The organism is Devosia sp., from assembly GCF_017307565.1.
Classification (GTDB): Bacteria; Pseudomonadota; Alphaproteobacteria; order Rhizobiales; family Devosiaceae; genus Devosia.
The window spans coordinates 1-13,837 of record NZ_JAFKHD010000413.1; the positions used below are offsets into that span (position 1 = coordinate 1).

Annotated in this window: 14 protein-coding genes and 1 pseudogene; 8 read left to right on the forward strand and 7 right to left on the reverse strand. The window is 61.8% G+C overall.

Features of this window, described 5'->3' with window-relative positions; translation table 11 throughout:
* Positions 1 to 298: alcohol dehydrogenase catalytic domain-containing protein (locus tag J0I64_RS17065; protein ID WP_291410406.1), on the reverse strand; the 298-nt coding region annotated here is incomplete at its 3' end.
* 120 nt (positions 299 to 418) lie between these two features.
* On the opposite strand from J0I64_RS17065, the gene J0I64_RS17070 reads away from it, so the two are divergent.
* Positions 419 to 1,408 carry an aldo/keto reductase gene (locus tag J0I64_RS17070; RefSeq protein ID WP_291410408.1) on the forward strand — a complete coding sequence of 330 codons (990 nt, stop codon included), beginning with the start codon at positions 419 to 421 and terminating at the stop codon, positions 1,406 to 1,408.
* Between the two features lie 151 nt (positions 1,409 to 1,559).
* Here J0I64_RS17070 and J0I64_RS17075 read toward each other — a convergent pair whose 3' ends face one another.
* Both J0I64_RS17075 and rirA read right to left on the reverse strand, forming a co-directional pair.
* A complete protein-coding gene (locus J0I64_RS17075; RefSeq protein ID WP_291410409.1) occupies positions 1,560 to 3,371 on the reverse strand; it encodes an ABC-F family ATP-binding cassette domain-containing protein in 1,812 nt (603 codons plus the stop codon).
* 291 nt (positions 3,372 to 3,662) lie between these two features.
* Positions 3,663 to 4,154 carry an iron-responsive transcriptional regulator RirA gene (rirA, locus tag J0I64_RS17080; RefSeq protein WP_291410412.1) on the reverse strand — a complete coding sequence of 164 codons (492 nt, stop codon included), beginning with the start codon at positions 4,152 to 4,154 and terminating at the stop codon, positions 3,663 to 3,665.
* 191 nt (positions 4,155 to 4,345) lie between these two features.
* Between rirA and J0I64_RS17085 the strand changes: the two genes are divergently transcribed.
* Positions 4,346 to 4,645, forward strand: a complete 300-nt coding sequence (locus J0I64_RS17085) for an HU family DNA-binding protein (RefSeq protein WP_291410414.1) — start codon at positions 4,346 to 4,348, stop codon at positions 4,643 to 4,645.
* Between the two features lie 22 nt (positions 4,646 to 4,667).
* On the opposite strand, the gene J0I64_RS17090 is transcribed toward J0I64_RS17085, so the two are convergent.
* From J0I64_RS17090 to J0I64_RS17105, 4 genes are all read right to left on the reverse strand, one after another.
* Entirely contained in the window at positions 4,668 to 5,885 is a 1,218-nt protein-coding gene (locus J0I64_RS17090; RefSeq protein WP_291410416.1) for an ROK family transcriptional regulator, read from the reverse strand.
* Positions 5,886 to 6,045: 160 nt separating this feature from the next.
* The gene (locus J0I64_RS17095; protein ID WP_291410418.1) at positions 6,046 to 6,984 is read right to left on the reverse strand and encodes an aldo/keto reductase; all 939 of its coding nucleotides are present in this window, start codon (positions 6,982 to 6,984) and stop codon (positions 6,046 to 6,048) included.
* Positions 6,981 to 7,517: a hypothetical protein gene (locus J0I64_RS17100; protein ID WP_291410420.1), complete on the reverse strand. Its 537-nt coding sequence runs from the start codon at positions 7,515 to 7,517 to the stop codon at positions 6,981 to 6,983. The genes J0I64_RS17095 and J0I64_RS17100 overlap by 4 nt, the downstream gene beginning before the upstream one ends.
* Positions 7,490 to 7,882 (reverse strand): VOC family protein, encoded by a 393-nt coding sequence (locus J0I64_RS17105; protein WP_291410422.1) that lies wholly within the window; start codon positions 7,880 to 7,882, stop codon positions 7,490 to 7,492. Before J0I64_RS17105 ends, J0I64_RS17100 begins: the two co-directional genes overlap by 28 nt.
* 224 nt (positions 7,883 to 8,106) lie before the next feature.
* Here J0I64_RS17105 and J0I64_RS17110 point away from each other — a divergent pair, with 224 nt between their 5' ends.
* From J0I64_RS17110 to J0I64_RS17135, 6 genes and pseudogenes are all read left to right on the forward strand, one after another.
* Positions 8,107 to 9,702, forward strand: a complete 1,596-nt coding sequence (locus J0I64_RS17110; RefSeq protein ID WP_291410425.1) for an ABC transporter substrate-binding protein — start codon at positions 8,107 to 8,109, stop codon at positions 9,700 to 9,702.
* A gap of 214 nt (positions 9,703 to 9,916) precedes the next feature.
* Positions 9,917 to 10,924 carry an ABC transporter permease subunit gene (locus tag J0I64_RS17115; RefSeq protein WP_291410428.1) on the forward strand — a complete coding sequence of 336 codons (1,008 nt, stop codon included), beginning with the start codon at positions 9,917 to 9,919 and terminating at the stop codon, positions 10,922 to 10,924.
* Between the two features lies 1 nt (position 10,925).
* Complete coding sequence (locus J0I64_RS17120) at positions 10,926 to 11,822, forward strand: ABC transporter permease subunit (protein ID WP_291410430.1); 897 nt, start codon at positions 10,926 to 10,928, stop codon at positions 11,820 to 11,822.
* Positions 11,823 to 11,826: 4 nt separating this feature from the next.
* Positions 11,827 to 12,675, forward strand: a complete 849-nt coding sequence (locus tag J0I64_RS17125; protein ID WP_291410432.1) for an ABC transporter ATP-binding protein — start codon at positions 11,827 to 11,829, stop codon at positions 12,673 to 12,675.
* Positions 12,672 to 13,502 carry an ABC transporter ATP-binding protein gene (locus J0I64_RS17130; protein WP_291410434.1) on the forward strand — a complete coding sequence of 277 codons (831 nt, stop codon included), beginning with the start codon at positions 12,672 to 12,674 and terminating at the stop codon, positions 13,500 to 13,502. Before J0I64_RS17125 ends, J0I64_RS17130 begins: the two co-directional genes overlap by 4 nt.
* 54 nt (positions 13,503 to 13,556) lie before the next feature.
* Positions 13,557 to 13,837: pseudogene (locus J0I64_RS17135) on the forward strand (ribonuclease BN); the annotation flags it as partial.

Sequence of the window (13,837 nt, forward strand, 5' to 3'; positions counted from 1 at the left end):
GCCGGCCGGAACGGCAGGCGCGGCAGGTGCCGCAATTGAAATAGGGCAGGACGGTTACGGCGGCGCCGGGGGCGAGGTTTTCAACGCCCTGCCCCAGTTCGGCAATGGTGCCAGAAATTTCGTGGCCGGGGACACGGGGATAGCTCACCAGCGGATTGAGGCCGCGATAGGAGGTGAGGTCAGAGCCGCAATAGCCGACAAAGGCGAGGTCGATGGCGACTTCACCGGGACTGGGCACGGGGACCGGTTTTTCGGTGAGCGCGGCTTCACCGGGACGCAGAATGGTCAGGGCTTGCATCGATCGGTCCTTCATGGCTGTAACATGTTAGTGCCTTATATCTTCCATACATGAAGAGTGACAAGAGAACCTTTGGCGGGTTAGACCAGACCAAAGCCAGCAGATTTGGAGGAGCACGCGATGAAGACGCATCTGCCGACACGGGCCTTTGGCAAGACGGGCATGCAGATCACCAAGCTGGGCATCGGCGCCTGGGCCATGGGCGGCAATATGTGGGGGCCGCAGGACGATGCGGCATCCATGGCCGCCATCCGGCACGCAATCGATAGCGGCATCAACTGGATCGACACGGCGGCGGTCTATGGCAACGGGCACTCGGAAGCCGTCATTGGCGACGCGCTGGCGGGCCTGCCGGCGGATAAGCGGCCGCTGGTGTTCACCAAGGGCGGCATTGTTCGCGACGAGAATGGGCAGAACCCGCGGCGGATCGGCGAACGCAATCATCTGCGGCAGGAGCTCGAAAATTCGCTGAAGCGGCTGAAGGTGGAAGTGATCGATCTCTACCAGATGCATTGGCCTTCCGATGACGTGCCGCTGGAGGATTATTGGGCGACGCTGCTGGAGTTGAAGGCCGAGGGAAAGGTACGCCATGTCGGGCTTTCCAACCATGACGAGGGGCAGCTTTCACGCGCCGAGACAATCGGCCATGTCGAGACGTTGCAGCCGCCGTTTTCGATGATCCGCCGCGAGACGGCGGGCAAGATCTTGCCGTGGTGCGCCGAGCATGGCACGGGCGTCATCTGCTATTCGCCAATGCAGGCGGGACTGCTTACAGGCACGATGGCGGCGGAACGCGTTGCGGCCATGCCGGACAACGACTGGCGGAAGGGAAGCCCCGAATTTCAGGGCGAGAAGCTGGCGGCCAATCTCAAGCTGGCGGAGAGCCTGAAACCGATTGCGCAAAAGCACGGGACGAGTGTGTCGAGCGTGGCGCTGGCCTGGTGCCACGCCTGGCCGGGGCTGACGGCGACAATCGTGGGCGCACGGTCGCCGGCGCAGGTCGATGGCTGGATCGATGCAGCGAGTTTGGAGCTCGATGCGGCGGATCTTGAGGTGATCGCGAAGGCGATTGAGACGACTGGCGCTGGGCAGGGGCCGGCGCGGGCTTAGACGAAGCCTTCGCAAACACGGATGTCACCCCGGCGAAGACCGGGGCCCATCCTGAGATACTTTAGCTTCCACCAAACTATCGGGGTACCCCGTCCACGGAGGATAGGCCCCGGCTTTCGCCGGGGTGACATCCGATGAGTGTTGGACGCCCCTAGCCCTCCAGCTCTTCCCGCAACATTTCCAGCTCTAGCCACTGCTCTTCAGCCGTCGCCTTCTTCGTCGCCAGGTCCGAGAGAGCCTCGGAATCCTTGGCAAAACCGTTGGGGTCGCGGGTGTAGTAATTGCCCTCAGCAAGGCGGGCGTTGATGACCGCCATGTCCTTGTCGAGCTTTTCGATATCCTTGGGCAGGGTTTCGAGGGCGTGCTTTTCCTTGAAACTCAGCTTGCGCTTGGCAGCTTGGGTCTGGACGGGTGCTGTGGCCTTGGGCTTTTCGGCCGGCGGGGCTTTTTCGACGACGCGGGCGGAAACCCCTGCCCCGCGCTGGGCGACCATGTCGCTGTAGCCGCCGGCATATTCGAGCCAGTTGCCATTGCCTTCGGCCATGATGATGGAGGTCGCGACGCGATCGAGGAAGTCACGATCGTGGCTGACAACGATGACCGTGCCGGAATAGTCCGAGACCATCTCTTCCAGGAGGTCGAGGGTTTCGAGGTCGAGGTCGTTGGTCGGTTCGTCGAGCACCAGCACGTTGGACGGCAGCGCCAGGGCGCGGGCCAGGGCGACGCGGGCGCGTTCGCCGCCGGAGAGTTTGCCAATGGGGGTATTCGCCTGTTCAGGGGTGAACAGGAAATCTTTCATGTAGCCGACGACGTGCTTGTTCTCGCCGTTGATTTTCAGCGTGTCGCTGCCGCCGCCGGTGAGCGCGTCGCGGAGGCGCGTTTCGGGATCGAGGCGAGCCCTGCCCTGGTCGAGCATGGCGAGCTCGATGGCTGAACCCAGCTTGATCGTGCCGCTATCGGGCTCGAGCAGGCCATTAAGCATCTTGATGAGCGTGGTCTTGCCAGCGCCATTGGGGCCAACAAGGCCGACGCGATCGCCGCGCAGCACGCGGGTCGAAAAATCGCGAACGACGGTCTTGGTCCCAAAGGTCTTGGAGATGTTTTCCGCTTCCACCACCAGCGCGCCGGAGGTGCGGCCTTCGGTGACTTGCATGGCGACATTGCCGGTGACGCGGCGCTGGTCGCGACGATCCTGACGGAGATTAGCGAGGCGCTCGAGGCGGCCGACATTGCGCTTGCGGCGGGCGGTGACGCCATAGCGCAGCCAGTGTTCTTCGCGCACGATCTGGCGGTCGAGCTTGTGGCGGTCCTTTTCTTCCTGCTCCAGCACTTCATCGCGCCAGCCTTCGAAGGCACTAAAGCCCTTTTCGATGCGGCGGGTGAGGCCGCGATCGAGCCAGACCGTGGAGCGGGTGAGATCGGACAGGAAACGGCGGTCGTGGCTGATCAGCACCATGGCCGAGCGCATGGAATCCAGTTCCTGCTGCAGCCACTCGATGACCGGGAGATCGAGATGGTTGGTCGGTTCGTCGAGCAGCAGCACGTCGGGCTGCGGCGCGAGAACGCGCGCCAGCGCCGCGCGGCGGCCTTCGCCACCGGAGAGCGTTTTCGGATCTTCTTTGCCGGTCAGGCCCAGCGCTTCAAGGAGATACTGGGCGCGATATTCATCATCGCCCGGCGCAAGGCCGGCTTCGACATAGGCCAAAGTCGTCGCATAGGCGGACAGGTCCGGCTCCTGCGGCAGGTAGCGGATGGTGGCGCTCGGTTCGGCAAAGCGCTTGCCGCCATCTTGCTGGACAATGCCTGCAGCGGTTTTCAAGAGCGTCGACTTGCCCGAACCATTGCGGCCGACAAGCGCGATGCGTTGGCCGGGCGAAACGATCAGCTCGGCAGATTCGAGCAGTTGCGTGCCGCCAAAGGTCAGCTGGATGTCTTGCAGGGAAAGAAGCGGGGGCGCAGCCATGGGCAAAAAAAGGTCCGGAAGTGTCGGGGGGCGATAGAGCATAGGCCCCGCGACAGATCAATGCGCCTGAAGCACGCTGCGCCTCAGGCATCCAATTTCGAGGGACGGGGGACAAACGAAAAGGCCGATCAGGACGTTGAGGATCCTGATCGGCCGGGGGAGACGGCAGCAGCAAGCCCCGTCGTTTGGCGCTGCACCCCACAGGCCCCACGGGGGCGCTGCACCATGGCCCCTATCAACCACGGATAAACTTGATTGTCAAACTCATATTTGAGTCTGGAAGTCAGATTTTCAGGCTGCGACAATATCGCCGACGATTTCGCCATCCTGATTGGCATTGACCGCTTCGGTAGTGGTCAGGCCCAGGCGCTGGCGGATCGAGCGCTTCTTGCTGGCGAGATCGGCAATGGTGTAGCCGGCGAGCACTTCAAAGAACGCACCCAGCGCTTCGCGCAATGCACCATTGAGATCGCATTCCCCGATCAGCGGGCAGTCGGCGCCCTCTTCGAAGCATTCGGCGAGCGCAAAATTCTCTTCGGTCAGACGAATCGTCTCGAGCAGGGTGATGTCTTCGGCCGGGCGGCCAAGCTTGATGCCACCATGACGGCCGCGCACGGTCTGCAACAGGCCATTTTCGACCAGCGGCTTGATCAGCTTGAACAGAAAAAGCTCGGAAATCCCATAGGCCCGAGCAATTTCTGCAACCCGGCTCAGCTCAGGATCGTTAACCGCGCAATAAACCAGAGTGCGGATGGCATAGTTGGATTGGCGAGTCAGTCTCACGAGCGATCGATCCCTTGGTGTTAATCGGGCCGGCCGCAGCGACGACCCATCCACGGCACGGGTCGTAATTTATAACCATTCTAAAAAATGTCAACCATATCTTGAACGGCTTGATCAGGTTTTGGTCACCAGAATCCGGACTGGACAGTGACTTAACTTCGGAATATGAAGTTATTTAGAGGAGATCAGCTTTGTCTAGTACTGTCACGCGGGCCCTCATCACCACCGCCGCGAGCGACGCGACGGGGATTGCCAAAAGCGACGTTAACGCAATTGGTCAGCGCATGTTCGAGTTGATCGGCGATGCGTTGAAGGCGGGACAGACAGTAAAACTGACAGGCTTTGGCACTCTTGCGGTACGCTCCCGCGCCGAGCGGATTGGGCGAAATCCTCGCACCGGTACCGAGCACCGGATAACCCCTCGACACACCGTGGTCTTCACCCCCAGCGCCAAGTTGCGCGAGGCCCTCGATAGTCTCGTGGAGTCATGAAAGAGGCCGGTCGCCGGGCCCCTCATCGCCCGTCGTCTGGGCTTTCCAGCAGCATCCGGGAAAAGTATCGGCGATAGAGCGGAAGCTCTGCCGCGCCCAGGGCCGGAGCAAGCCGACCAAGACTGCCAGCCACGATTTCGATATCGCCGCGAGAGGGTAAGCGCTCGAACTGGGCGACGACCTGCTCCACAAGGCGGGCGGTCAAATTCGTGGGGAGGATGGTGTCGAGCACGACGAGGCCGGTCTCGACAACTGTGTGGGTATTAAAGATCACGAGCGCGAGTGCCCCGCCGCACTCTGCCAGCCAGCTCGCAACCACGGGCTCCAGCATATCCCAGTCCCAATCGTCGATATCGGCAAGGTCGAGAGCAAAGCCCGCAGCGTTCAGGCGGTCGAGCAGGGCAGAAACGGATCCGATGGCATGGGCGGCGAGAGGGCCGGTTTCATTGCGATCGACGAGCATGGCGCCAAGATCGCCGGAGTGGCCGGTAGGGCCTTGCCAGAGACGGCCTTCGCCGATGAGGCCGGCAGCGAGATAGGTAGAGACCAGCAGATAGATAAAGCTCTCTGGCCGGGGAGGTGGGCGGGCGATGAACTCAGCCCAGCAGGCAGCATTGCCATCGTTGAACAGGGTTGCGACCAGTCCGGTATGCCGTTCTAGCTCTGCGGCGAACTCAGCCGGCGAAGGGCCCACTTTACTGCCGAAAGCGGATTCAAGCGGCCAACCGGTCGCATGGATACTGGCAGGCATGCCAAGTCCGATATCGACCAACCGGTCGCGCCGGTCCTGCGGCCAGTCGCTGAGCATCTGCTGAACCAGCATGCCGACACGGGCGGGCAGATCGGCCAGATCGGCCTCCAGATAGCTGATGCGGTGATGAGCAACGAGGGAACCGTTGAGATCGATGGCCACGATATCGGCGTGGCGCCAGCCAATCTCGACGCCAATGGAATAGGCGCCGTCGGCCTTGAGGAAGATCGGCGTCGCCGGCTGCCCCCGCCGGCCTCGCAGCACCTCGCCACGGGTGATGAGGCCCACCGCTTCCACGTCATTGAGGATGGCCGAGACGGTTTGCGGCGCCAGGCCCGACATGCGGGCAATTTCGGCATTGGACAGGCCAGGATTGAACCCGACAACGGTCAGGACCGCGCGCTCGTTGGCCCGGCGCAAACCACGATGCTGCAGACCTTTCGAACCAAGGTCAAACACGTCAATGGTCGGGACTGGGACATCACTCACTTTGATCTATCCGTATTTGGCCTGGGAGTAGGACGGACCGCTGCCGCCCCTTCGAAATGGAGTTTCAGAGCGAAGGCTGATTTGCCCTCGTTCTGATCCATCATGTCAAACCGGGCCGGCAGTACCAAGCGTCAATTTGCCGCTATATCAGTTGTTTAGCTCACATGCCTGCAGCCGTAAGGCTCGCATTGGCATCATCGCCGAGCTGCAAACGCACGCCGCGCGCCAGGCTTTTCACCTGCTCGACCGAGGTGGCCGAGGCGATGGGCGCGCTGACGCCGGGCTGGGCCACGAGCCAGGCCAGCGCCACTTCGGACGGGGTTGCACCCAGATCCGCCCCGACCGCATCAAGCGCGCCGAGAATGGCCAGGCCCTTGTCATTGAGATAGCTATCCGCCTTGCCGCCGCGCGGGGATTTGCCGAGATCGGCCTTGGAGCGATACTTGCCCGAGAGGAAGCCGGCCGCAAGGCTATAATAGGTGATGGCGCCGACATCGTTCTCGAGGAGGAAGGGACGCAATTCCTCGAACTTCTCGCGATCGTAGAGATTGAAAAGCGGCTGAGTGACTTCGTAGCGCGGCAGGGATTTGAGGATTGCCGTATCCTGTGCGGCCTTCATCATGCCCGTATCGAAGTTGGAAGCGCCAATGGTGCGCACCTTGCCGGCGCGGATCAGCACGTCATAGGCAGCAAGCGTTTCCTCGTGGCTGCATTCGTCGGCCGGCCAATGGCTGAAATAGAGGTCGATATAGTCGGTCTGAAGGCGCTGCAGCGAATCTTCGATGCCGGTGCGGATCGCCTCGGCGGAGAGGCCCTTGGGGTCGTGATCGGAATTCACCTTGGTGATGATATGCACCTTGTCGCGATTGCCGCGGGCCTTGAGCCACTTGCCGATAATGGTCTCGCTCATGCCCGGCGGATTGCCAGGCACCCAGTTGGGATAGCCCTGCGCCGTGTCAATGGCGGTAAAGCCTTCTTCCACGAAGGCGTCGAGAATGGAAAAGCCAAGCGCCTCATCCACCGTCCAACCAAAGACATTGCCGCCGAGGACGAGCGGTTCGATGACAAGTTCACTGCGGCCAAGCGGACGGCGGTTCATGGCGTTACTCCTGGTTCTGATATCTGCGGATCAACGTCCGAGACTGGGTTTTGTTCGGCAGGCGGCACACGCGGGGCGCACCAGTAGAGCGCTTCGGCGATGGTCTTCATCGACCCCGACAGATCGATATAGGCGAAGGGCGCAGTTTCGTCAGTGCTATGGCGAAGATAGACGAAGGTACCGTGACGCAGCCGGTCGAGCAGCACGTCGGCGCCATCGGTGATGCGGGCGCCATAGGGAGCGCCGGAAGGCTCGGCGAGAAAACTGCGATCTTCGCGGTCGAGCGTCATATCCCAGTGGCCGGCATCGCCGCCGAAGCGGCTCGAATAGACATGGACGCCGGTCGAGAAATCATCTTCGCAGCGCACGACGAGGCAGACGAAGCCATCTTGCGGCGTGTCGCGGGCGCAGCCCATGGCGGCGCGATCGCCCTCGCCGGGGAGCGGAGAGAACTGCCAACCGGGGACCTGGGCAAGGGCCGGCTGGACAAGGCCCAGCAATGCGATCAGCCCCGCGGTTCGATGAGATCCCATTTGTTTCCATAAAGGTCGGCAAAGACCGCAACAGAGCCATAGGCTTCGTGGCGCGGCGCTTCGAGGAAGGTGACGCCATTGGCGCGCATGCGCTCGTAGTCACGGGCAAAGTCGTCGGTTTCGAGAAAGAGCATGACCCGTCCGCCCGACTGGTTGCCGACCGCAGCGCGCTGATCGGCGCCATCGGCCTGCGCAAGCAGCAGGCGCGCGCCTTTGTCACCGGGCGGAGCGACCAGCACCCAGCGCTTGCCCGGGCCCAATGGAGTATCGGCGACAAGCGCAAAACCGAGCTTGTCGCGGTAAAATGCTATGGCTTCATCATAATCGGCGACGAGCAGAGAAAGAGTGGCGATCTTTTGCGTCATGCATGTATCGATCACCACCGGCCGCAAGCGGTCAAGCGCTGTTTACCCAGCCGAACGGATTCAAAACCATCCGTCCAATTCTGTGGAAAGCGATTTCCGTGTCATATGATTGACCAATTGGTCAACTTCCCCCATTGCGCTTCCTAAAAAACTAGGCTTTGGTGTCGCCCAAGCCTCCGGACGGGAACGCCGGAGAGCATGAATTACCTCGGGAGATAACAATCATGAAATTGATGAAAACCCTGATGGCCGCGACCGCCATGGTGGCTCTTGCCGCCGGCGCCGCTCAGGCCAAGCAGCTGGTTTATTGCTCGGAAGCCTCGCCGGCACACTTCGACCCCGGCCCGGTTACCGGCGGCAACGACTTCGACGCTTCTGCCCACACCATCTTCGAACGCCTGGTCGAGTTCGCTCCCGGCTCCACCGAAGTCATCCCTGCCCTGGCCGAAAGCTGGGACATCTCGGAAGATGGCAAGGAATACACCTTCCACCTGCGTCCGGGCGTCAAGTGGCACACCCAGTCCTACTTCACCCCGACCCGCGACCTGAACGCGGATGACGTGGTGTTCTCCTTCGAACGTCAGTGGAAGGAAGACAACAAGTGGCACAACTACCTCGAAGGCATGACCTGGGACTACTTCCAGGGCATGGACATGCCCAAGTACATCGCCTCGATCGAGAAGGTCGATGACCTGACCGTCAAGCTGACCCTGACCGAACCGAACGCACCGATGCTGGCAAACCTTGCCATGCAGTTCGCCTCGATCGTGTCGAAGGAATATGCCGACCAGCTCGAAGCTTCGGGCGACATGGCTGCCTTCTCGACCCAGCCGGTCGGCACCGGTCCGTTCCAGCTCGTCGACTACCAGCTCGACACCGTGATCCGCTATTCCGCCTTCCCCGACTACTGGGATGGCAAGCAGCCGATCGACGACCTGATCTTCGCCATCACCACCGATGCTTCGGTGCGCGCCCAGCGTCTGCTCGCTGGCGAATGCGATATCATGCCCTACCCCGCTCCGGCCGATCTCGAAGCCCTCAAGGCTGACGCGAATCTGACCGTTCAGGAGCAGGAAGGCCTCAATATCGGCTACATCTCCTACAACACCACCGAAGCGCCGTTCGACAATCCGGAAGTGCGCAAGGCCCTGACCATGGCGATCGACAAGTCCGCCATCATCGAGGCCGTCTACCAGGGTGCTGGCCAGGACGCCAAGAACCTGATCCCGCCGACCATGTGGTCCTATGACGATGCCATCCCGGCTGACGTCTACGATCCGGTCAAGGCCAAGGAAATGCTGGAAGCTGCCGGCGTGACCAGCCTGACGACCGACCTCTGGGCGATCCCCGTGTCGCGTCCCTACAACCCGAACGGCCAGCGCGTTGCCGAACTGATCCAGGCCGATTGGGCCAAGGTCGGCGTCACCGCCAATATCGTGACCTACGAATGGACCGAATATCGCGAGCGCGGCAAGCAGCCCGACCGCAAGGGCCCGTTCATGATCGGCTGGACCGGCGACAATGGCGATCCGGACAACTTCTTCGCCACCCTGTTCTCGTGCTCGGCCATCGGCGTCTCGAACTATTCGAGCTGGTGTGACCAGGACTTCGAAGCTGCCATCTCGGCCGCCAAGACCTCGTCTGATCCGGAAGAACGCACCGCGCTCTACACCACGGCTCAGGAAATCTTCAAGGCTGAAGAGCCTGCGATCACCCTGGCCCACAGCCGCGTGTTCATGCCGATGAAGAAGACCGTGCTCAACTATGTGATGAGCCCGCTCGGCAGCCACTCCTTCAAGGGTGTGGACGTTCAGGAGTAGGCTTAAGCCTCTCTCGTAAGCAAAGGAGCCTCGATCCGGTACGCCGGAACGGGGCTCCGCCTTTTAAGACCAGAGCGAGGTCAGATGAAACGAAGAACGTTTCATCGGGATGGGCCAGCCAAGGCCCACGGACACGCCTCGCCGAAACAGGAAACGGGATCTGCCGGCCTGCCGCCAAAACGGCGGGCTCGCGCCCAAGGGGCAAGACCCTCACATGCTGAACTATATCCTGCGCAGGATTGCGCTACTGGTGCCGACCATTATCGGCATTTCCATCTGCGCCTTCGCGTTTGTGCGCGTTTTGCCGGGCGACCCCATTCTGGCCATGGCCGGGCAACACGGCGTGACGCCGGAGCGCTACGAAATCCTGCGCGAGCAGTTCGGCTATAACCTGCCGATCTGGCAGCAATATTTCAATTATCTCTGGAGCGTGCTGCGCGGCGATTTCGGTATTTCGCTCGCCACCAAGCGCCCCGTGATCAACGAGTTCATGACGCTCTTCCCCGCGACCATGGAACTGGCGTTCACCGCGCTGACCTTTGCCGTCGTCATCGGCATTCCGGCGGGTATCTTTGCCGCCATCAAGCGCGGCTCGTGGTTCGACCAGATCACCATGGGCGTAGCGCTGACCGGCTATTCCATGCCCATCTTCTGGTGGGGCCTCTTGCTCATCATCTTCTTCTCCGGTTATCTCGGGTGGACGCCGGTTTCGGGGCGCATCGCGCTGACCTTCTTCCTGAAGCCCATTACCGGCTTCATGCTGATCGACACGCTGCTCTATGGAAACTGGCCGGCCTTCGTTTCGGCGCTGCGGCACCTGATCCTGCCCGCCGTGGTGCTCGGCACCATTCCGCTCGCCGTCATCGCACGGCAGACGCGCTCGGCCATGCTCGAGGTGTTGGGCGAAGACTATGTGCGCACCGCACGCGCCAAGGGCATGTCGCCCAATCGCGTGGTCAATGTGCATGCCCTGCGGAACGCGCTCATCCCGGTCGTCACCACCATCGGTCTCCAGGTCGGCCTGCTGCTCGGCGGCGCCATCCTGACCGAGACCATCTTCACCTGGCCGGGCATCGGCAAGTGGATGATCGATTCCATCTCCAAGCGTGACTATGTCGTGGTGCAGTCGGGTCTGCTGATCATTGCCCTCATCGTCATGGCGGTGAACCTGATCGTTGACCTGCTCTACGCCCTCATCAATCCGCGCATCCGGGTGCAGTAACATGGCCACGACAAACACCACTGCCAGCACCTCCCCGGCCTCGGGCCTGCGTGAATTCTGGTACTATTTCTCGGTCAATCGCGGCGCCGTCATCGGCCTTACCGTCTTTGCCATCCTCGTCTTCGTCGCCATTTTCGCGCCGCTGATCGCGCCGCACCTGCCTGACGTGCAGTATCGCGACGCGCTCCTGAAACCGCCGATCTGGGACCCCAAGAGCGATCCGCGCTTCATTCTGGGCACGGACCCGGTGGGACGCGATATTCTCTCGCGTCTCATCCATGGCGCACGCTATTCGCTGTTCATCGGCTTTTTTGTCGTCGTCGGCGCGCTGGTCGTCGGCGTGGTGCTCGGCGTGCTCGCCGGCTACTTCCGCGGCTGGGTCGACGTGCTGATCATGCGCGTCATGGACATTATCCTGGCTTTCCCGCCGCTGCTGCTGGCCCTGGTGCTGGTGGCCATTCTCGGGCCGGGCCTCTTCAACGCCATGATCGCCATTGCGCTGGTGTTGCAACCGCACTTTGCCCGCCTTGTGCGCGCCGCGGTGATGGCCGAAAAGTCACGCGAATATGTGACGGCGGCCAAGCTCTCCGGCGCCAGCCACTTCCGCCTGATGATGGTGACGATCCTGCCCAACTGCCTGGGGCCGCTAATCGTCCAGGCCACCATGAGCTTTTCCAATGCCATTCTCGAGGCCGCCGCCCTTGGCTTCCTCGGCATGGGCGCCCAGCCGCCGACCCCCGAATGGGGCACCATGCTCGCCACGGCGCGCGAATTCATCATCAAGGCGCCCTGGGTTGTGACCTTCCCCGGTCTTGCCATCCTGATCACTGTGCTGGCCATCAATCTTGTCGGCGACGGGCTGCGTGACGCGCTCGATCCCAAACTGAAGAGGAGCTGACGCCATGTCCCTTCTCGAAATCAAAAACCTCACCGTCGCCTTCGACACCTCGGTGGGCCTGTTCAAGGCCGTCGATGGCATCGACATCTCGGTCGACAGCCGCGAAGTGCTAGCCATTGTGGGCGAAAGCGGCTCGGGCAAGTCGGTGGCGATGCTCGCCACCATGGGCCTGTTGCCGAGCACTGCCCGCGTCACCGCCGATGTCATGCGCTTTGAAGGCCGTGACCTCCTGACCATGCCGGACAGCGAGAAGCGCAAGATTATCGGCAAGGACATTGCCATGATCTTCCAGGAGCCGATCGCCAGCCTCAATCCGTGTTTCACGGTGGGCTTCCAGATCGGCGAAGTGCTGGACAAGCATCTCGGCCTCAAGGGCCGCGCCGCGCATGATCGTGCGGTCGAGCTGCTGCAGCAGGTCGGCATTCGCGATGCGGCGGACAAGCTCAAGGCTTTCCCGCACCAGATGTCGGGCGGCCAGTGCCAGCGCGTCATGATTGCCATGGCCATTGCCTGCAATCCCAAGCTGCTGATCGCCGACGAGCCGACCACTGCACTCGACGTGACCATCCAGAAGCAGATCCTTGATCTGCTGGTGCGGCTGCAGGAACAGACCGGCATGGGCCTGATCATGATCACCCATGACATGGGCGTGGTCGCGGAAACCGCCGACCGCGTCATCGTGCAATATAAGGGGCACAAGATGGAGGAGGCCGACGTGCTTTCCCTCTTTGAAAACCCCCAGTCGAACTATACGCGGGCGCTGCTGTCGGCCCTGCCGGAAAATGCCGTGGGCGATCGCCTGCCGACCGTTTCCGACATGCTGTTCACCGCTGCGCCGGGAGTCTCCCAATGACGACACCCGTTCTCGAAGTGCGCAATCTCAAGCGCGACTACATCAGCTCCGGCGGCTTTCTGAAGCCGGCAAAGGTGCTGCATGCCGTCAAGGGCGTCAGCTTTACCCTCGAAAAGGGCAAGACGCTGGCCGTCGTGGGCGAAAGCGGCTGCGGCAAGTCGACCCTTGCGCGCATGATCACGCTGATCGACGAGGCAACCTCGGGCGAAATCCTGATCGATGGCATTCCGGCCAATGCCGCCCATGTCACGCGGGAGCTGCGCCAGAAGGTGCAGATCGTCTTCCAGAACCCCTATGGTTCGCTCAACCCGCGCCAGAAGATCGGCGATGTGCTGGCCGAGCCGCTGCTGCTGAATACCAAGCTTTCGGCGGCCGAGCGGCGCGAAAAGGCCATGGCCATGCTGACCAAGGTCGGCTTGCAGCCCGAGCACTATAACCGCTATCCGCACATGTTCTCGGGCGGCCAGCGCCAGCGCATCGCCATTGCCCGGGCACTGATGCTGAACCCGAGCTTTCTCGTGCTCGACGAGCCGGTTTCGGCGCTCGACCTTTCGGTGCAGGCACAGATTCTGAACCTCCTGAAAGATCTGCAGGACGAGTTCGGCCTGACCTATGTCTTCATCAGCCACGACCTTTCGGTGGTGCGCTATATCGCTGACGAAGTCATGGTCATGTACTTTGGCGACGTGGTCGAGCATGGCAGCCGGGACGAGGTATTCTCGAACCCCAAGCACGACTATACCAAGACCCTGTTCGCCGCGACGCCGCAGGCCGATGTCGAACACATCCGCGCCCGCATCGCGCGGAAGAAGGCCTCCGCGGCCTGAGCCAATCCTGACGCCCATGCGGAGCCAAGCGGCACGCATGGGCGTTGTCAGGATATGTCGACGCGGACCCAGCAACTCAGAGCAAAACAGCACGATCGCGGACGCCGGGCAGCCAGACCCAGCGCCATTCCCTGGCGAGGCTGGAAGGATATCGGTTATCGCCTGTTTGTCGGGTTCAATGAAAACCGCGTGCTGCTGACGGCTGCCGGCGTCACCTATTTCCTGCTCTTTGCGCTGGTGCCGTCGCTGAGCCTTTTCGTGACGCTTTATGGGCTTCTCAACGACCCCGCAGGTGTCGTCGAGCAGCTCTCGCTGCTCGATGGGCTGGTACCGGC